This window comes from Weissella sp. LMG 11983, assembly GCF_025908495.1.
In the GTDB taxonomy this organism is placed as follows: Bacteria; Bacillota; Bacilli; order Lactobacillales; family Lactobacillaceae; genus Weissella; species Weissella fermenti.
The window spans coordinates 500,279-520,406 of record NZ_JAOZFD010000002.1 but is presented as its reverse complement, the minus strand read 5'-3'; the positions used below and the strand labels follow the sequence as shown (position 1 = coordinate 520,406).

The following is a 20,128-nucleotide window of genomic DNA, read 5'->3' as shown; positions in this document are numbered from 1 at the left end:
CATGGTTCTTGAATAGAAAAGCATGCTCGAATTTGTTATAATTGACATATTGGAAAACGCTTACAGGAGGCAGAGTGGCATGTCAGTCAAGTTAGAGAATGATAATATTACGGTCGTTATTTCAGAAATGGGGGCTGAATTAACGAGCGTTACGAACAAGGAAAGTGGTTTGGAATACATGTGGACGGCAGATCCTAATTTCTGGGGTCGTCACGCGCCTAATTTGTTTCCGGTTGTTGGCCGCCTTCGTGGTGACCGTTACAAGTATCGTGACAAGACGTACTTTATGGCGCAACACGGATTTGCCCGCGATAATGAATTCGATTTGGTTGAAAAGACTGCTACAACGGCCCGCTTCCGACTTGTTGATAATGACGAATCATTTTCAATCTATCCATTCCACTTCCAATTTGACGTTTTGTACCGTCTAACAGAGCAAGATACGCTTGGAATTGCGTACGTTGTAACGAACACGGACACGCATGATATCTACTTCTCGGTTGGTGGACACCCCGGCTTCCGGGCCCCACTTGAAGAGGGGGAGAAGTTCACGGATTACTACATCAATGTTGAGCCACAACGTAAGTATCAACGTGCAAAGCTGGTTGGTCCATACTTGGACAATAACTTGGAATCAACGTTTGACTCACGTATTCCGTTGCGTTTGCGTCGTGATGACTACAAGGATGACGCAATTATCTTGCGCTTGGATCAAAATCCCGTTTCAATCGTTTTGGCAAAGTTGAACGAATCACACGGGGTGACGATGCACATCCAAAACGCCAAGTATGTTGGTATTTGGACGCCATATGCCAAGGAAGCACCTTTTGTGGCGATTGAGCCATGGTGGGGAATTGCGGACACGGTTGATGCCGACGGTGAGTTGCGTCACAAATTTGGTATTAATACACTTGCACCAGCCCAAACATTCACGGGTTCATACTCGCTAACATTTTTCTAATTAGCAATTTATTTGGCCTTGCTATTTGATAGCAGGGCTTTTTATTATGATATTGACACAGGGTGCATAATAAAAAGCACAACTACGAGTTGTAGCTGTGCTTGTGTTGAATAGTTGTGGTTAGTTTTTTGATTGGCTGCGCCAGTAACCAAGTCCCCAGTGAACCATTGATTCTGTGCCGTTTTTAATACGGACAATGTTTTCACGGTGACGGTAGAAGACGAAAATCGTCAACGCGAAGGCGATAATTGATAACAACCAATCGTGCAACCAAAAGATTGATAGCAACGTAACCAGGGTGAACCCAATCATTGAAGCCATTGATACCATACTGGTTAGCAAGATAACGGTTAGGAAAATCGCAAACGCAATTACAAACATCGTTGGGTTGTACATCAATAGCACACCCATTGAGGTTGCAACGGCCTTACCGCCCTTGAAGCCAATCCACATTGAGAAGGTGTGACCGAGGATGGCGCCAAGACCGACAACCATAACTGTCCAAGTGGGCGCCGGTCCCCAGATGTACGCCATTAGGGCACCAACTGATCCCTTGAAGATATCAAGTAGTAGTACGGCGACACCAGCACGGGTACCTAACACACGGAAAGTGTTGGTTGTGCCGATGTTTCCTGAGCCAAGCTTTAGGATGTTCTTCTTATAGAACAACATGCCAATCCAATAACCGAATGGCATAGATCCAAAAAAGTAGGCCAACAAAAAACTTATGACAAAATGAAAAATCGTCAAGATGAATACTCCTTATAAAATAGTATTAAATAGAATAATTGCTATCTGTTTCAAATAACAGAACAGTTAATATATTACCACGATTGAAACACCAGTTACCTTTAAATTTATTTAACACTATTGCAACTAGAGCCTTTGTTGGGCTATTATGAAGAACGGAACGCTTTGAAAAAGAAATTTTTCACGTAAGACGACAGATTAAAAAAAGCAAGAAGGGAAGCGTCCATGGCAAACAAGAATACTTATTCGGATGATTCCATTACAGTCCTTGAAGGATTGGAGGCGGTTCGCAAGCGACCAGGAATGTACATCGGTTCAACTGATGGCAAAGGCTTGCACCACTTAGTTTATGAAATTTTTGACAACGCAGTCGATGAAGCGTTGGCTGGGTTTGGTGATGAAATTAACGTGACGATTCATGCCGACAACGCGATTACGGTTGTCGATCACGGTCGTGGTATGCCCGTCGGAATGCACGCTTCAGGAAAGCCAACCCCCGAAGTCATTTTGACAGTGCTACACGCTGGTGGAAAGTTTGGTCAAGGTGGTTACAAGACATCTGGTGGCTTGCACGGTGTTGGATCATCAGTTGTTAACGCTTTGTCAACGAGCCTAACAGTTACCATCGTACGTGACGGTCAAAAGTACCAAGAGCACTTTATTAACGGTGGTCATCCTGACGGTACGTTGAACAAGTTGGGGAAAACAAAGGAATCAAACGGTACAACGGTGACGTTTAAGCCAGATCCTGCAATTTTTTCAACGACAATCTATAACTTCGACGTATTGGCCGAACGTTTGCGCGAATTAGCCTTTTTGTTGCGTGATGTCAAGATTACCTTGACGGATGAGCGCGCTGGTCAAGAACGTTCTGAAGAGTACCACTACCCAGAAGGTATTAAGGCGTTCGTTAGCTACTTGAACGAAGACAAAGACACACTAGGCGACATCATGTACTTTGATGGGTTTGCCCAAGGTGTCGAGGTTGAAGTTGCTGCCCAATACAATGACGGTTATTCAGAAACGACGATGTCATTTGTCAACAATGTGCGCACGCCAGATGGTGGTACTCACGAAGCTGGTTTGCGTTCAGCCTGGACAAAGGCGTTTAATGAATACGCTCGCAAGGTTAACTTGTTGAAGGATAAAGACAAGAATCTAGAAGGTTCTGACGTCCGTGAAGGTCTTTCAGCGGTTATTTCTTTGCGTATTCCAGAAGAACTGTTGCAATTCGAAGGTCAAACCAAGGACAAGTTGGGAACACCTGAAGCCCGTTCAATCGTGGATGGGGTTGTTTCCGAACAACTTGGTTTCTACTTGATGGAGAATGGTGAATTCTCACAAAGCTTGATTCGTAAGGCGTTGCGTGCCCGTGAAGCACGTGAGGCTGCCCGTAAGGCTCGTGAAGAAGCCCGTTCAGGTAAGAAGAAGGGTAAGACGGAACGCTTGCTATCAGGTAAGCTAACGCCTGCCCAATCTAAGAATGCTGCCCAAAATGAATTGTTCCTGGTTGAGGGTGACTCAGCCGGTGGGTCAGCTAAGCAAGGACGTGACCGTAAGTTCCAAGCTATTTTGCCATTGCGTGGTAAGGTCTTGAACACGGAAAAGGCCAAGTTGGCTGACATTATGAAGAACGAAGAAATCTCAACCATCATCTATACGATTGGTGCTGGGGTTGGACCTGAGTTTAACGTTGATGACGCTAATTACGATAAGGTTATTATCATGACTGACGCGGATGATGACGGTGCACACATTCAAACACTTTTGTTGACGTTCTTCTACAAGTACATGCGCCCATTGATTGACGCTGGTAAGGTTTACATTGCCTTGCCACCGCTATACATGTTGCGTAAGGGAACTGGTAAGAAGCAGTCAATTGAATACGCTTGGACGGATTTACAATTGGCTGAAGCGGAAAAGAAGATTGGCCGCGGATACACATTGCAACGATTCAAGGGACTTGGTGAAATGAACGCCGAGCAACTTTGGGCAACGACAATGGATCCTGCCCAACGTACACTAATTCGTGTCACAATTGACGATGCTATGTTGGCTGAAAAGCGCGTAACAACGTTGATGGGTGATAAGGTTGAACCACGTCGTAAGTGGATTGAAGCCAATGTTGCCTTTACCTTGGCTGAAGAAGGAAACACGCTGCTAGAAGATGATGCAGATGTTGCTGAGACAGCAGAGGCTGAAGATGATTTTGTTGCGCCAGTCATTGAGACTTGGCAAGACTAGAAGGGATTTGAAACTGAATGGTTGAAGTAGGAAACATTCAAGAGCTCAGCCTAGAAGCGGTGATGGGTGACCGATTTGGTCGCTACTCAAAGTACATCATTCAAGAACGTGCTTTGCCTGACATCCGTGACGGTTTGAAGCCCGTACAACGTCGTATTTTGTATGCGATGAACAAAGATGGAAATACCTATGACAAGCAGTTCCGTAAGTCTGCTAAGTCTGTCGGAAACGTCATGGGTAATTTCCACCCGCACGGTGACTCATCAATTTATGAGGCTCTTGTGCGTATGTCACAAGACTGGAAGTTGCGTGCACCACTAATTGAAATGCACGGAAACAATGGATCAATTGATAATGATCCGCCTGCCGCAATGCGTTACACCGAGGCACGTTTGTCAAAGCTTGCCGGTGAAATGCTACGCGATTTGGAAAAAGACACGGTTGAGATGGTACTTAACTTCGATGATACGGAGTACGAGCCAACTGTTTTGCCAGCTCACTTCCCAAATCTGCTGGTAAACGGGGCAACGGGAATCTCAGCCGGTTATGCGACGGATATTCCACCGCACAACTTGGGTGAAGTAATCGATGCTTTGGTTTACTTGCTCGCGCACCCTAAGGCGTCTTTGGATGATTTGATGCAATTCGTTGTGGGACCTGATTTCCCAACGGGTGGTATTATCCAAGGTGCTGATGGTATTCGATCAGCTTATGAAAACGGTCGTGGTCGCATTATTGTGCGTTCAAAGACCGAAATTAAGCCATTGAAGGGTGGCAAGTCTCAAATTGAGATTTCAGAGATTCCGTACGAAGTGAACAAGGCTGCCTTGGTCAAGAAGATTGATGAAATCCGTTTGAACAAGGATGTGGCCGGTATCACTGAAGTGCGTGATGAATCTGACCGTGAAGGTTTGTCAATTGCTATCGAGTTGAACAAGGATGCTAATGCAGGTATTTTGGCTTACTTGTTCAAGAAGACAGACTTGCAAGTGACGTATAACTTCAACATGGTTGCCATTCACAACCAACGCCCTGAGCGTGTTGGCTTGAAGACGGCCTTGGAAGCCTTCTTGGAGCACCAAGTTGAAATTATTACGAAGCGTACCCAATTCGATTTGAAGAAAGCGCAAGATCGCCAACACATTGTGACTGGTTTGATTAAGGCCCTTTCAATCTTAGATGAAGTGATTGCCACAATTCGCGGTTCTAAGGATCGTAAGGACGCTAAGCAAAACTTGATCGATAGCTATGACTTCACTGAGCCTCAAGCTGAAGCCATTGTGATGTTGCAATTGTACCGTTTGACGAATACTGACGTGACGCAATTGCAAGCTGAGTTTGAAGACTTGGCTAACAAGATTGCGAACTACAACGAAATTTTGTCAGACCCTAAGGCGTTGCGTAAGGTCTTGAAGGCTGAATTGCAAGCAATCAAGAAGGAATACAACACGCCACGCCGCACGTCAATTGAGGCTGAAGTACAAGAGCTTAAGATTGACCAAACTGTTACGGTTGCTGATGAAGACGTTGTGATGTTGGTTTCACGTGCTGGTTACGTGAAGCGTGCCTCAGTGCGTTCTTACACGGCATCTGGTGATGAAAACGGTTTGCGTGATGATGACGAACCAGTCTTTGTTGAAAAGGTTAATACGCTACAACATGCGTTTATCTTCACGAACAAGGGTAATGTGATTTATCGTCCAGTCCACGAGTTGCCAGAATTTAAGTGGAAGGACGCTGGTGAGCACTTGTCACAAACAATTACTGGCTTGGCCAATGATGAAGTTGTGATTGATGTGCGCATTATGTCATCTGTTGATAACATGGCTGGTGAATGGGTCGTGGCAACAAGCGATGGTTTGATTAAGCGTACGCCGTTCGCTGATTTGGCGCCACGTAGCACGTACAAGAAGAAGGCAACCATGTTAATCAAGTTGAAGAGTGACGACGCAACCGTTGTCGGCTTGGAATTGATTGACGATAAGAAGCTAGTGGGCAAGTCGGTTGTGTTGGCTTCAGAAAATGCCATGGGACTACGTTACTCACTCGACGAAGTGCCAACGACTGGTAATCGTACGGCTGGTGTTAAGGCAATGAACCTTGAAGCGGGTGATCGTGTGGTTAAGATGGCCGTTGCAACTGATAAGCAAGCGATTGCGGTTGTTTCAAACCGCGGTGCATTCAAGTGGATGCCGGTTACTGAAATTTCAGCAACCAGTCGCGGTCGCAAGGGTGTTGCGATTATGCGTGAGTTGAAGAAGGATCCACATCGCATTGCAGCGATGATGGTTGTTGATGTACATGAACCAACACCATTAACGGTGATGACGGATCGTGATAAGCAATTCGATATTTCACCAAAGGATCACCCAATGGGACAACGTTACAGTAATGGTAGCTTTATCATTGATGTCGAAGCAGCTGGTACGCCAGTTCGCATGCACGCTTATGTGCAACCATTGGTTTTGAATTAATCATTAAACACACTGTTAGCACTGTGCGGTGTACCCAAAAAGTTAGAGTAAAATATTTTAGCTGATTAAGCGGCCATTTGTCGGTATTCTACCGGTGAGTGGCCGTTTAATTTTGCTTGAATTCGTGTGTTGTTGTAATACAGTATCCAATTGTTAATTGCATCAATCAACTCTTTTGCTGAAGAATAATTGTTCAATGGGCCGATTTCGACTTTCAACTTATTAAAGAAACTTTCCATAACCGCATTGTCTAGAGCGGTCGCACGACGCGACATGCTTTGGATGATGCGGTTTTGCTTTAGTTTCTTACGCCATACTCTGTGACGATATTGCCAGCCTTGATCGGTGTGAATGGTTGTTCGATAAGTAAGTTCTGGCAGTTGCTCTACGAGCTGATTAAGTGGTTGTAAGGTAAATTCAAGATTTGGACGGGTGCTAATTGAATGTGTAAGAATTTCGTTATTGTACATTTCAAGAATTGGCTCTAAATAAACTTTTTCTCCGGTGGCCGGAATTTTGAATTCCGTAACATCGCTAGATAGTTTTTGTAATGGTCGATCGGTCTTGAAACGACGGTGAATCTTATTCTTCACGCGCTTTCCTTCAGGCCCCTTAGATGAATCATACTTGCGCGATTGTTTGTTATATCCAACGCCTTTTAATCCCATCTCATGCATCAGCCGTTGAACTTTCTTGTGATTTACCTCTGCGAACTCAGGCTGCTTCCGCAACTCTAAATACACTCGACGCACACCATAGTGATTATCAGCTTCCCAAATTGTCCTGATGGCCACTCTAAGTGGCTCATCGGAATCGTCCTTTTGAAACTTTCGTTTCCAGTAATGCACTGTACTTTCTGCGATTGGAAGAACCTTTAGTATATCTACTAGTTTAAATTGTGCCTCGAGTCGGCAAACTACTTCTGCGAGTTGTCGGTTCGTTGCTGAATCGAGGCTAATAATTTTAACGCTTCATTTTCAATCTTTAGTCGAAGAACTTCATCTTCGAGTTGAGAAAGTCGATTTTCTTGCTCTGTTAATTTTTTGACTGACTTAGGCTTCTTGTTTGGCATCTCAGGTTTTCGTCCTTTTTGAATAGACAATAACCCATTTGGGCCTAGTTTGGAATAAATTTCTTTCCATGCACGCATTTGTGCAGTGCCGGTATAACCGAACTTAGCCGCTATTTCAGTATATGAAGCGTTATTTTTGATTGCCCAAGAAGCCAATGCAATTCTAAATTCCGTAGTAACTTTTGGCGGATTGAACAACACATCTGGCCCATGTGTTTCGTAGGCTGCAATGAGGACTAAAAATGCCGTTGAGTCCAGACCATAACGTCTCGCTATCGACCTTTTGCTGTCGACTCCTAGAAAATATTCCTGGATAGCTTTAAATTTTGTTTGTTTTGAGATTTTAGTCATAAAGAAAACCCCGAAAGTTACTTTAACTTTCGGGGTACACCACACTGTGCTGACGGTGTGTTTTTTTGATATAACCAATACTTTTTTACCAATTTACGTGCCTACACCTTAAAAATGTTGTATAGTTAATACATTGAAATAACAAAAAGAAATTGGAGATTTATCTGATGGCTAAGATGTTGGTTTTCGGACACCAAAACCCTGACACAGACACGATTGCTTCAGCATTCGCTGCGTCATACTTGTTGAACAAGGCATACAACCAAGACACTGAAGCAGTGGCTTTGGGTACGCCTAACGCAGAAACGCAATTCGCATTGAACTACTTCAAGGTTGACGCTCCTCGCGTAATCGAGTCAGCTGACACTGAAGAAGTTGTCTTGGTTGACCACAACGAGGCCGCACAATCAGTTGCTAACATTGCTGACGTAACTGTTTACGGTGTATACGATCACCACAAGATTAACTTCTCATCAGCTGCACCTTTGTACTTCCTTAACAAGCCTTGGGGTTCTGTAGCAACTGTTTTGTACTACGAATTCCAAACGCTTAAGTTGAAATTCCTGCAGAAATCGCTGGTATGATGGCATCAGCTATCATCTCTGACACTTTGTTGTTGAAGAGCCCAACGACGACGCCAATGGACAAGCCTGCTTTGGAAGCTTTGGCAAAGATTGCTGGTTTGGAAGACTACGAAGCATACGGTTTGGAAATGTTGAAGGCCGGTACTGACTTGTCATCACGTTCAGCTAAGGAATTGATCGACGGCGACGCAAAGTCATTCGAATTGAATGGTTCAACGGTTCGCATCGGTCAAGTTAACACGGTTGACGTTGAAGATGTCTTCTCACGTCGTGATGAAGTTGTTGCCGCAATGGAAGCTGAATTGGCTGAAGAAGGCTACAACACGTTTGTCTTTGTTGTAACGAACATCTTGGATTCAGATTCAGATATCTTGGTCTTGGGTGACAACTTGGACAAGGTTGAAGCAGCCTTTGACGTGAAGCTGGCTGATGGCCGTGCTTCATTGCCAGGTGTTGTTTCACGTAAGAAGCAAGTGGTTCCACCACTTACTGACGCGTTCAACGCATAATTAATAGTAAAACAAAAGACGAGCAAGAATTTAGTTCTTGCTGAACTGAACCCCATGAGTTGGAGCAAATCTAACTCATGGGGTTTTTGTATGTTTTCAAAAGAAATTCAAATAGAAGCAGTTTCTCTGTACCTCAAAGGTGTACCGACTGTTGAAATACGCAAGAAATTCGGAATTAAGGGATCATCAACGCTTGGAATTGGGTGGACTCCATAAAACGTGACGGAGTATATGGAATTAAAGATTCCCATAGAAAGCAGACAAGTTATCCGTATTCCTTTAAAATCAAGGTAATTAATTGGCGACTTACACATCACGCGTCTTATCCTGTAGCAGCGAGAAAGTTCAGGGTGACTAGCCCTTCGTTGATTTGGCAGTGGGAACGTGCGTTGGAGTCTGGTCGGCTAAAACCTGATAAACGAAGGCGGAAACGAACTATGAATAAGCAAGAACATGACAAGATCAAGAAGCTCGAAGAAGAGAATGAACTACTTCGAATTAAGGTAGCCTACTTGGAAAAACTCGAGGCCTTAGCTCAGGAAAAGAAGAAATTACAAACCAAGACAAAGCGGTAGTAATCACTGTGCTAAGGCAAGAGTTGAAGTGCAAGTTGAAGCTGCTTCTTCAAGTAGCCGAGATGTCTAGCAGTAGTTATCATGACGCGTGCAAGCGTGCGTACAAGGAGTATCCACGTGAGTTAATTGATGAGATTATATCAATTCGTGATGACAACCCGGACTACGGTTACCGTCGTGTCACACAAGAGCTTCGTAATCGTGGCTTCAACACCAACCATAAGGTTGTGCTGAAAATTATGAAGATGAACGGGCTTCTCTGTACTGCTTTCAACCGTCTGACACGGAAGTACAATTCTTACGCCGGCACTGTCGGACATATCTCACCGAATCGTGTAAACCGTCGGTTCACAACGGATCGACCATATCAGAAGGTTCTCACCGACGTCACTGAAGTCCGTTGGGGATCAGGCACGATGGCTGAACGTGCTTATTTCACCGCCTATATTGATGTTTATAGTGGTGAGATTCTCACTTGGAATATCGATATTCATCCAACTGTCGAGTTCGTCACAAAGCCATTAGATGAGCTTCTACAAAATAGGCCAGAATTGAATTATCGAATGACAATTCACTCTGACCAAGGTTTCCAATATCAAAATTATGAGTATGTATCACGGCTAAAGACTAACCGTGTGTTCCAAAGCATGAGTCGCAAAGCGACATGCCTAGATAACGCAATGGCTGAGAGTATCTTCCACATCTTGAAGGTAGGAACGGTACATAACAACCACTATCAAAGTTATGACGAATTAAAGTCCGCCATAACTAACTATGTCTATTACTACAACAATAAGCGGATAAAAACAAAACTGGCCGGAAGAACTCCGGTTCAATACCGAAATCTTTCCGACCAGTTAGCCGCTTAAACTTCACTCCAATTTTTGGGGTTCAGTTCATGCTCGTCTTTTTAATTGCTGTAAAAGAAGTTATAGACGTTCTGCACGCTGTTTTCATCCCCAACAAAATACAACGTGTCGCCTTGATGAATTTTGGCGTAAGGGCCAGGAGAGATAACTAACTTCTCTTCGTGGGCGATACCAACCAAAGTGGTGCCGGTTTGGTGCCAAAAATTCAGTTCACTCAAAGACTTATCGAATAAAACTGACGGCTCGGTTAGCTCTAATTCAAAGGGGGTTAACGGGTTGTGCTGCTGATAGTGCTGTGATTGATCAACAAAGTGCTGTAAATCTTTACTCAAGGCATCTAAACCGGCTTGTTGGGCCTTAATTTGCTCTGTAAGAGAGATTTGCAGGTCTTGTAACCCATTAACCTCTGTTTCGCTCTCGACGAACTTTTGGGCCTTCTGGCGGGAAACAACCTTAGCGCCACTGCCATGCATGGTTTCAACGATGCCCAGATCACCAAGCACACTAATGGCACGCCGGGCTGTTTCTGATGACACACCATATGTCGTGGCCAAAGTTGAACGGGCGTGAATTTTTTCACCGACCTTGAGTTGGTTAGCGCTAATTTGTTCAGCGATGCGTAATGCAATCACCCGATAGCGAGGCTGCTTTAGTCCGGCCATGATATCCCTCCAAATCTAGAATACGTAATTAAGATAAGCATATCATATTCACTAATAATACGTTAATCAGAGCCTGACATAAATAATTGGTAGACCTACTTGTAAGCCTATCAAATTGGGGCGTGTCCCGTTTTTGGTACACGCTGGTCTACATAAACAAATTTGACGCAAGTGACAACTTCGTGTTTAAAATAGGGTTGTCACTTATCGAAAGTGAGAGAAATTCGATCAAGTAGGAGGAATATGAAGATATGGCTAAGGTGGAAATTGAACATCTTACCAAGATTTTTGGAAAACGCGTTAAGCCAGCCTTGCAAATGGTTCAGCAACAAGCGTCTAAAACAGAAATCTTGAAAAAGACGGGTGCGACAGTTGGGGTCTATGACGCGAACTTGTCCATCGAAGAAGGAGAAATTTTTGTCATCATGGGATTATCAGGATCGGGTAAGTCAACGCTTATTCGATTGTTGAATCGTCTAATTGAGCCCACGTCAGGGTCAATTAAGATTGATGGTGAAGACATCTCAACAATGTCAAAGGAACAATTGTTGGAAGTGCGACGCAAGAAAATGAGTATGGTCTTTCAGAGTTTCGGCTTGTTCCCACACCGTACAATTCTAGAGAACACGGAGTATGGTCTTGAGGTGCAAGGTGTGCCAAAGGAAGAACGTCGCGAACGTGCTGAAAAGGCGCTCGATAATGCCAATTTATTGGCGTTTAAGGACCAATATCCAAATCAATTGTCAGGTGGGATGCAGCAACGTGTCGGCTTGGCCCGTGCGTTGGCGAATAACCCTGAAATCTTATTGATGGATGAGGCTTTCTCAGCACTTGACCCGTTGATTCGTCGTGATATGCAAGATGAATTGTTGGATTTGCAAGCGAATGCTAGTCAAACAATTATCTTTATTTCCCACGACTTGAACGAGGCCCTACGTATTGGTGATCGTATTGCCATTATGAAGGATGGGCAAATTCAACAAGTCGGTACTGGAGAGGAAATTTTGACGGCACCGGCTAACGATTATGTCCGTGCGTTTATCGAAGATGTCGACCGTTCAAAGGTGCTAACGGCAGAACGTATTATGATTCCACCGATTACCACTAATATTGACGTTGATGGTCCGGCAGTGGCCTTAAAGAAGATGCGTACCGAAGAGGTGAGTGGGTTGGTTGCCGTCGATCGTCGTCGCCAATTCCAGGGGTTCATTAGCAGTGAAGATGCTTTACGTGCTCGTCGCAAAAACATCGGGTTGCGTGATGTGATGACTGAAATGCCAACGGTTGCCCGTGATATGTTGGTCGCCGACATCATGCCATTGATTTATGACGCACCGACACCACTGGCAGTGGTTGACAACGGGCGTTTGCTGGGCGTTATCATTCGTGGTCGTGTCCTAGAAGCGTTGTCTGAAACGGAGGTGCAATAACCGATGAATACAGTGTTAATAAGTAAATTACCAATTGCGAATTGGGTTGAGTCAGCCGTAAATTGGTTAACAACCACTTTGAGTGGGTTCTTTAATGTCATTCAGGATGGTGGTACTCACTTGATGAACGGCATTACTAACGGCTTAACGGCTATGCCAAGCTGGATGGTTATCATCGGCTTGACAGTATTTGCCATACTAGTGTGTGGCAAGAAATGGGGCTTCCCGTTGTTTACCTTCTTAGGCTTGCTCCTGATTGCCAACCAAAATTTGTGGTCAGATTTGATGAGCACCTTTACGTTGGTCTTGGTGTCTAGTTTGGTCTCAATCATTATTGGTGTGCCCTTAGGTATCTGGATGGCCAAGAAGGAAACGGTTGCTAAGATTGTTCAACCGGTTTTGGACTTTATGCAAACCATGCCTGGTTTCGTTTATTTGATTCCAGCGGTTGCTTTCTTTGGTATCGGGGTGGTGCCTGGTGTTTTCGCTTCCGTGATTTTTGCGTTACCACCAACTGTTCGAATGTCTAACTTGGGTATTCGCCAAGTGCCAAAGGATTTGGTTGAAGCGGCAGATTCTTATGGATCAACGCCTAAGCAAAAGCTGTTTAAGCTTGAATTACCATTGGCAACAAATACGATTTTGGCCGGTGTGAACCAAACGATTATGTTGGCCTTGTCAATGGTTGTGATTGCGTCAATGATTGGTGCGCCAGGACTTGGTCGTGGTGTCTTGTCGGCCGTACAAAACGCGGATGTTGGTAAGGGATTCGTGAATGGATTGGCCTTGGTTATCTTGGCCATCATCATTGATCGCTTCACGCAAAAATTGAACGTCAAGCCGGCTGACAAGCAACCAACCTCAAAGCACCACTGGAAGATGTGGACGGCGATTGTAGTCGCTGTGGCGATGGTCGGTTCAGGTGTTGTGAACACCTTTGCCAATGGTAAGAAGGCTGAAGATACATTGAACTTGGTGTATGTGCAATGGGACTCAGAAGTTGCATCAAGTAACGTGTTGGCTGAAGCAATGCGTCAACACGGTTATAGCGTTAATTTGACGCCACTTGATAATTCAATCATGTGGCAGTCAGTTGCTAATGGTCAAGCGGATGCATCAGTGTCTGCTTGGTTGCCTAATACGCACGCTGCACAATATAAGAAATACAAGTCACAAATTGACATGCTAGGCCCAAACTTGACCGGTGCTAAAACTGGTTTGGTTGTGCCAGCGTACATGGATGTTGATAGCATTAGTGATTTAACGACACAAGCCAATAAGACGGTAACAGGTATCGAGCCTGGTGCGGGTGTTACCAACGCCGCTGAAAAGGCGATGGCTGACTATGGTTTGACCAACAATGGCTGGAAGCTAACGCCGTCATCATCAGGTGCCATGACTGTGGCACTTGGTAAGGCGATTAAGGCTAAGCAAGATATCGTCGTGACGGGTTGGACACCGCACTGGATGTTCCAAAAGTATGATTTGAAGTACTTGTCTGATCCGAAGGGGTCATTTGGTAAGTCAGAATCAATCAATACGTTCACGCGTAAGGGCCTTAAGGCGGATAAGCCAAAGGCCTACCGGGTGTTAGATAAGTTTAAGTGGGATGAGCAAGACATGGAGTCAGTCATGTTAGCCATCCAAAACGGTAAGTCACCGCAAGAAGCAGCCAAGGATTGGATCGCTGCTCACCAAAAGCAGGTTGATAGCTGGTTTAAGTAAATAGCATTAATAAGAGCGTCCGAGAGAAATCTCGGACGTTTTTTGAATTTCTTTTTCGAAAAAGGTTTGACTATTTTGTGAAGTTTGTTACTATTAGTTTGTGCAATACCTAATTATCGGACAATAATAAGCTGTTAAAAGGAACATGTGGGTGTTTCTTTTGCGAAACAACGGGGTCGCGACCTATTGTGAAGTTATTGTTTAATGGCTGGTTTGCAAATGCACAAGGGAAAGCAAAATAAGGGGAATCATAACATGAAAATTGCAATTATCGGTAGTACACACGCAGGCACGTTTTCTGCCACGCAAATCAAGAAGCTGCACCCAGATGCAGATATTACGGTTTATGAGCAACATACGACGGTTTCATTTTTGTCTTGTGGTATCGCACTTTGGCTAGGAAACCACGTGTCAGACGAGCAACGTATGTTTTATGAATCACCAGAGTCAATGACGGCCCAAGGCATTACGATGAAGATGCAACACCAAGTGGTTGAAGCTGATTTGAATATCAAGCAAATTCGTGCGAAGAATCTGGTGACGGATGAAATCACAACTGAGACGTTTGACAAGATTGTGATTACGACGGGATCAAAGCCTTTAGTACCAAATATTCCAGGTATTCACAGTGATCGTGTTTATTACGCGAAGTCATGGGAAGATGCTAACCGCATTAAAGACGTTGCTGACGGTTTGAAGCGCGTTGTTGTTATCGGTGCTGGCTACATTGGTGCTGAAATTGCGGAACAATTCTCAGTGACCGGTAAGGAAGTGACATTGGTTGATGGTCTTGACCGTGTGTTGCCGAAAAACTTTAGTCCGGTTATGACAGACCGTCTTGAAGCGGCGTTTGTTGAACACGGTGTAACGTTGGCATTGGGGCAACGCGTGGCGGCGTTTGAAGAGTTGCCAGATGGTGGCATCCGGGTTGTGACGGACAAGGGCGCGTACGAAGCTGATATCGCTGTGCTTGGTATCGGGTTCCTGCCGAATACGGATTTGTTCCAAGGTCAAGTTGAGATGTTGCCAAACGGCGCCATTAAGACCAACGAATATATGGAAACGAGTGTGCCTGATGTATATGCAGCTGGGGATGCCACGACGGTCTTCTATAACCCAACCGAGGCAGTCGATTACATTCCATTAGCAACCAATGCCATTCGCCAAGGTATGTTAGTTGCCCGTAATATTGACGGTCATAACTTGGCGTACACAGGGACACAAGGTACGTCGGCAGTTGAACTTTACGGCTTTGCAATGGCGGGGACGGGCTTGAATAAAGCGAGTGCGGCAGCGCGTGGCATTGAAGTAGAAGAAACCGTTTATGAGGAAGATTACCGACCTGATTTCATGCTTTCAACAACTAAGGTCTTATCAACGCTGACGTGGGATAAGGCGACACGCCGTGTACTAGGAGCGGCCTTTATGTCAGAACATGACATTTCTCAGGCGGCGAACGTTGTGTCACTAGCTATTCAAAACAAAATGACGATTGATGACCTGGCGATGGCCGATTTCTTCTTCCAACCAAACTTCACGCAACCGGTTAATTTCGTTGGTGCGACTGCGTTGAAAGCGGTTAATGAAAATTAATTCTAAAAAAGCGTTGACATCAAAATGAGAAAACGCTAATATAATGCTCATAAAGAAAAAACGACAGTTAAAAACAAAGTGATCAGGAAAGTAATGATTGATTCAAAGCCTAGAGAGTATCGGGTCGGTGTGACGGTACGTGCGAATTGATGATGAAAATGGCCTGTGATTGGGTGGCATGAGCAGCAAGTCTGTAAATACCACACGGATTGGTCTCCGTTACCAGACACGCGTATCGACACAGCATCATCTCGCTCCCTGTCTGCACGTTGTGAGTTCATGTCGGGTGACTGGCATGATGAAGGTAGAATGGTATCACGGTAAGTCCGTTTCTATATCTCGCCCTATTTTAGGGTGATGTATAGAAACGGGCTTTTTTTGTCTAAAGCTGAGGTTTATGGAGGATATGAAAATGGGAATTTCAAAGAAGCAGGTTGTATTGGGAACGGTTGTTGCAGTAGCGGGATTGGCGGTATTTGCTAATCAACCACATGATGTGTCTGCAGCTTCAAAGGAAAAGACGGTAACGGTTGGTTTGGTGGGTGACTCTGACCGTCAATTGTGGGAATACGTTAAAAAAGATGCAGCCAAGAAGTACGGCATTGATATTAAGCTAAAGTTGTTCACGGACTATATCAAGCCAAACCAAGCATTGGTCGACAAGTCGATCGATTTGAATGCCTTCCAAACAATTAATTACTTCGATGTCCAGAACAAGAATTTTAAGGGTAAGTTGGTAAGCGTCGGCAAGACCTATGTGACACCAATTCGCATTTATTCAGATAACCACAAGACTTTGGCTGATTTGCCAAAGGGCGGTACAATCGTCGTACCAAACGACCCTTCAAACGAAAAGCGCGCATTGGATGTGCTTGAAGCAGCCGGTTTGATTAAGTACAACCACGACGTGAAGTTGCCAAGCGCACAGGATATTACTGAGAACAAGAAAGATTTCAAGATTAAAGAAGTCGCATCTGATCAAGCAGCGTCTGCTTTGAAGAGTGCTGACGCTGCGGTTGTGAACACTAACTATGCGCTGGATGCTAAGTTGGACATCGACAAGGCGTTGTACGTCGAGCCAGTTAACAAGGCTAACAAGGGCTACATCAACATTATTGCAGCACGTAAGGGATCGCAAAACAAGAAGATTTACAAGCAAGTTGTAAAGGCTTACCAAACTGAATCAACTAAGAAGCACATGAAGCAACTATATGGTTCAGCTGAAATTGCTGCTTGGGACATCAAGTTGAAGTAATGCATTAAAAATTAGGGGGGATTTATTATGGCAGAACAAACAGCAATTTTCGCTGGCGGATGTTTTTGGTGCATGGTGCAACCATTTGAAACTTTACCGGGCATCAAGCTGGTCCGGTCGGGTTATACGGGTGGGTTTAAAGACAATCCAACATACGAAGAAGTTAAAGCCCATGAAACTGGGCATACTGAGGCAGTCAAAATTTGGTTTGATGATGAAGTGGTGTCCTATGATGACCTGGTCGCGCTGTACTGGCAAACTGCGGATCCAACAGATGCGATGGGACAATTCCAAGACCGTGGTGACAATTATCGACCAGTAATTTTCGTTAATTCAGATGAACAACGGGCAGTTGCTGAAGCATCGAAAGCACAACTGCAGGCATCAGGTATTTTTGGGGATGATGCTATTGTCACAACGATTGAAGAGGCAACGACTTTCTGGGAAGCTGAGGAATATCACCAAGACTTCTATAAGAAACATGCCGATGTTTACGCAGAAGAAAAACAAGCGCGTGACGCCTACAAGGAAACATACTGGGGCGTTAAATAACGATTGTAACCAGAACTGTAATGGTTCTGGTTTTTTATATGCATAAAAATCGACCATTTTGTGACCGGTACACTATTTAGGCTGACGAGGTGTATTTATTTTTGTATACTAATTAATGACAAAAAGAAAGAGAGATGGCAAAAAAGATGCATTACACATTTTTTGTCAATCCGGCAGCGCGTTCTGGAAAATCCATGGTTGTCTGGGGAGAGGTTGAGCAATTCTTGAAAAGTACCGGAGTGGCATTTGATAGCCGTCTATCAACAGCTCCAGGAGAATTGCGTAAATGGGCATATCAATATGCCAAATATGAAGATTCGGCTGATCGACAATTGGTTGTTGTCGGTGGTGACGGATCGCTAAATGAAGTTATCAACGGCTTGCTTGCTTTTGATACAAAAAGAAGTATCCCATTGGCTTATATTCCAGCGGGATCAGGAAACGATTTTGCACGTGCTCACGGTATCACAGGGACCCCTGTAGAAATGATGCAAACGATTTTGGCAAAAGTTGATGCTAGTGAGCCAAAATCAATTGATATTGGCGAATACATGGATGCCGTTAAACGTGAACGTCGTTTCTTCCTGAATAATGTTGGGATTGGATTTGATGCGACGACGGTTGAAATTGCCAATAATTCACGCATTAAAAATATCCTCAATAAATTGAAGCTCGGTAAAGCAACCTATGGTGTCGCGTTGATTGAAGCTTTGTCACGACAGGATCGTTTTCCTGTTGAAATAATTGCCAACGGTCGTAAGTTTTACACGCCACGCGGGTACTTGTTGACGGTTTCTAATCACCCGTATTTCGGTGGCGGTGTGAAAATTATGCCAGACGCAGATCCAACTGACGGTAAAATTGACTTGATCATGATCGAGCGCCCACAATTTTTCATGAAAATTTTGTGGTTGCTGGTTCAATTAGTACGTGGCCGTCATTACAACTATTCAGAAGTGCATCGCTTTACCGCAGCGTCAATTCGTGTCCGGACATCACGTTTAGAATTTGGGCATGCAGATGGTGAAGAACTTGGTTCGCGTGCCTATGATTTGATGGTGACAACGCGTCCGTATCCATTTTGGCTATAATATTTTTTCTAAAGCATTGGTCTTGTACTGATGCTTTTTTGGTATACTGAGTTTAAATAACTAGTAGAAGCGAGGCAAAACATGTATAAGCACCTAATTTTCGACTTGGATGACACATTGCTAGATTTCCGAAAGGGCGAGCAAGTGGGATTGATGAACATTTTTCGAGATCATGGTCTAGAAAACCAAGTTGATGAAGCCTTCGCAACCTACCAAACCATTAACCGTGGACTTTGGGCTGCCTATGAGCGCGGTGAAATCAATAAAGATCAAATTCATAACACGCGCTTTGGTAAGCTATTTGAAGCATTTGACCGTGCCGTGGATGGTATTGCGCTTGAAAAAGAATATCGTCAGTATCTGAATGAAAACTATTTTGTGCTGGATGGTGCAGAAGATTTGTTGAAGAATCTCGTTAACCAAGGGTACAAATTAATTGCTGGTACGAATGGTGAGCAACGCACACAAGAATTACGTCTGGAACATACCGGCTTTGGGCGCTATTTTGATGATGTCTTCATTTCTGATGCAATCGGTCACGCAAAGCCATCAACTGAATTTTTCGATGCGATTTTTGGTCACCGGCAAGATATGGACCGCGAAGAGTCAATCATGATTGGCGATGGTTTGGCTTCGGACATCCAAGGTGGTAATCGTTACAATTTGGACACGCTTTGGGTAAATCTTCATCAACAAGTAAATGAAACGCCATATCAAGCAACTTATGAAGTAAATGAGTTGCCAACAATTATGCAAATTGTGAGCAAATAATTAAATACGAACAACAACGACAAAAAATAAGCTGATGCTTTTCTTTTTTGTCGCATATGGAAGTCAAATGTCAGCGGTACACTTAAGTAAAATAAGGGTAGGGGGATATCGTTATGTCAAAGACGAATGCAGTTGTTATTTATGCATCAAAATATGGAACGACCGAAGCATATGCCAAGGATTTTGCGACGGCGTTGGATTTACCGGTGTGCGACTATCATAAATGTCCAGCACTGGCCGCTGAGCCGGGGATTGAAAAGGTTTATGTGTTTGCGCCAATTTACCGACGTACGGTGGCAGGCTTGCCAGAAATTGCGCATGTCTTCGATCCAGATATTGTTGAACGGGTCTTCGTTGTGGGGATGACAGATCCGGAAGATAAGGAAACAATCCAATTCTTGGAAGACCAAGTTCACGATTACATGCCACGTGCGAGTGTTTCACTGCTAGGTGGTAAGATCGATATCGATAAGGTCTCAACATCGGATAAAATGTTGCTCAAGGTGATGTACGCTTTTGAAAAGCGTAAGGCCATGGGTGAGCGTACACCAACGGAACAACGATTAGTAGAAATGGTTGAATCACGTCAAACTGATATGACCGACATGACGCCAATCGAACATTTGTTGGAAAACTTACAGAAGAACTAAAAAAACGCCT

At 44.2% G+C, this 20,128-nt stretch carries 18 protein-coding genes and 2 pseudogenes; 16 read left to right on the top strand and 4 right to left on the bottom strand.

All coding sequences use genetic code 11. The features are described from left to right. Positions 1–79 precede the first annotated feature (79 nt). Entirely contained in the window at positions 80–961 is an 882-nt protein-coding gene (locus OIT45_RS12160; RefSeq protein WP_003607892.1) for an aldose 1-epimerase family protein, read from the top strand. 120 nt (positions 962–1,081) lie between these two features. On the opposite strand, the gene plsY is transcribed toward OIT45_RS12160, so the two are convergent. After that, positions 1,082–1,711: a glycerol-3-phosphate 1-O-acyltransferase PlsY gene (plsY, locus tag OIT45_RS12155; RefSeq protein WP_199404473.1), complete on the bottom strand. Its 630-nt coding sequence runs from the start codon at positions 1,709–1,711 to the stop codon at positions 1,082–1,084. Positions 1,712–1,936: 225 nt separating this feature from the next. Between plsY and parE the strand changes: the two genes are divergently transcribed. Together parE and parC are read left to right on the top strand one after the other, a co-directional pair. Then, complete coding sequence (gene parE / locus OIT45_RS12150) at positions 1,937–3,955, top strand: DNA topoisomerase IV subunit B (protein ID WP_264340104.1); 2,019 nt, start codon at positions 1,937–1,939, stop codon at positions 3,953–3,955. 17 nt (positions 3,956–3,972) lie between these two features. Next, a complete protein-coding gene (gene parC, locus OIT45_RS12145; RefSeq protein WP_264340103.1) occupies positions 3,973–6,429 on the top strand; it encodes a DNA topoisomerase IV subunit A in 2,457 nt (818 codons plus the stop codon). Between the two features lie 65 nt (positions 6,430–6,494). Here parC and OIT45_RS12140 read toward each other — a convergent pair whose 3' ends face one another. Then, complete coding sequence (locus tag OIT45_RS12140) at positions 6,495–7,310, bottom strand: IS3 family transposase (RefSeq protein ID WP_264330341.1); 816 nt, start codon at positions 7,308–7,310, stop codon at positions 6,495–6,497. Positions 7,311–7,345: 35 nt separating this feature from the next. Beyond that, entirely contained in the window at positions 7,346–7,852 is a 507-nt protein-coding gene (locus tag OIT45_RS12135; RefSeq protein WP_264330309.1) for a helix-turn-helix domain-containing protein, read from the bottom strand. A gap of 167 nt (positions 7,853–8,019) precedes the next feature. Between OIT45_RS12135 and OIT45_RS12130 the strand changes: the two are divergent. The 5 genes and pseudogenes from OIT45_RS12130 to OIT45_RS12115 all read left to right on the top strand — a co-directional run bounded on the left by OIT45_RS12130 (position 8,020) and on the right by OIT45_RS12115 (position 10,389). Next, positions 8,020–8,945: pseudogene (locus tag OIT45_RS12130) on the top strand (manganese-dependent inorganic pyrophosphatase). A 90-nt stretch (positions 8,946–9,035) separates the two neighbouring features. Further along, the gene (locus tag OIT45_RS12125) at positions 9,036–9,161 is read left to right on the top strand and encodes a hypothetical protein (RefSeq protein WP_264329923.1); all 126 of its coding nucleotides are present in this window, start codon (positions 9,036–9,038) and stop codon (positions 9,159–9,161) included. Next, positions 9,149–9,316 (top strand): annotated as a pseudogene (locus OIT45_RS12665) (helix-turn-helix domain-containing protein); the annotation flags it as partial. The gene OIT45_RS12125 and the pseudogene OIT45_RS12665, both read left to right, overlap by 13 nt. Before the next feature lie 66 nt (positions 9,317–9,382). Continuing rightward, entirely contained in the window at positions 9,383–9,520 is a 138-nt protein-coding gene (locus OIT45_RS12120; RefSeq protein ID WP_003610940.1) for a hypothetical protein, read from the top strand. Between the two features lie 8 nt (positions 9,521–9,528). Further along, positions 9,529–10,389: an IS3 family transposase gene (locus OIT45_RS12115; RefSeq protein ID WP_264329911.1), complete on the top strand. Its 861-nt coding sequence runs from the start codon at positions 9,529–9,531 to the stop codon at positions 10,387–10,389. Between the two features lie 41 nt (positions 10,390–10,430). Here the strand turns inward: OIT45_RS12115 and OIT45_RS12110 are convergent, their stop codons facing one another. Continuing rightward, positions 10,431–11,051, bottom strand: a complete 621-nt coding sequence (locus OIT45_RS12110; protein WP_087044455.1) for a TrkA C-terminal domain-containing protein — start codon at positions 11,049–11,051, stop codon at positions 10,431–10,433. 251 nt (positions 11,052–11,302) lie between these two features. Here OIT45_RS12110 and OIT45_RS12105 point away from each other — a divergent pair, with 251 nt between their 5' ends. The 8 genes from OIT45_RS12105 (at position 11,303) to OIT45_RS12070 (ending at position 20,118) form a co-directional block, all read left to right on the top strand. Further along, complete coding sequence (locus tag OIT45_RS12105; RefSeq protein WP_199404682.1) at positions 11,303–12,481, top strand: quaternary amine ABC transporter ATP-binding protein; 1,179 nt, start codon at positions 11,303–11,305, stop codon at positions 12,479–12,481. 3 nt (positions 12,482–12,484) lie between these two features. After that, positions 12,485–14,206 (top strand): ABC transporter permease/substrate binding protein, encoded by a 1,722-nt coding sequence (locus OIT45_RS12100; RefSeq protein ID WP_199404681.1) that lies wholly within the window; start codon positions 12,485–12,487, stop codon positions 14,204–14,206. A 255-nt stretch (positions 14,207–14,461) separates the two neighbouring features. Further along, a complete protein-coding gene (locus OIT45_RS12095; protein ID WP_135485610.1) occupies positions 14,462–15,799 on the top strand; it encodes an FAD-dependent oxidoreductase in 1,338 nt (445 codons plus the stop codon). 412 nt (positions 15,800–16,211) lie between these two features. Continuing rightward, positions 16,212–17,054 (top strand): MetQ/NlpA family ABC transporter substrate-binding protein, encoded by an 843-nt coding sequence (locus tag OIT45_RS12090; protein WP_199404680.1) that lies wholly within the window; start codon positions 16,212–16,214, stop codon positions 17,052–17,054. A 27-nt stretch (positions 17,055–17,081) separates the two neighbouring features. Then, a complete protein-coding gene (msrA, locus tag OIT45_RS12085) occupies positions 17,082–17,606 on the top strand; it encodes a peptide-methionine (S)-S-oxide reductase MsrA (protein WP_003609324.1) in 525 nt (174 codons plus the stop codon). Between the two features lie 134 nt (positions 17,607–17,740). Continuing rightward, on the top strand, positions 17,741–18,697 hold the full coding sequence (locus OIT45_RS12080; RefSeq protein WP_242458294.1) for a diacylglycerol/lipid kinase family protein: 957 nt from the start codon (positions 17,741–17,743) through the stop codon (positions 18,695–18,697). An 81-nt stretch (positions 18,698–18,778) separates the two neighbouring features. Beyond that, positions 18,779–19,468, top strand: a complete 690-nt coding sequence (locus tag OIT45_RS12075) for a YjjG family noncanonical pyrimidine nucleotidase (protein ID WP_087044463.1) — start codon at positions 18,779–18,781, stop codon at positions 19,466–19,468. Positions 19,469–19,581: 113 nt separating this feature from the next. After that, a complete protein-coding gene (locus tag OIT45_RS12070; RefSeq protein WP_087044465.1) occupies positions 19,582–20,118 on the top strand; it encodes a flavodoxin domain-containing protein in 537 nt (178 codons plus the stop codon). Positions 20,119–20,128: the final 10 nt, after the last annotated feature.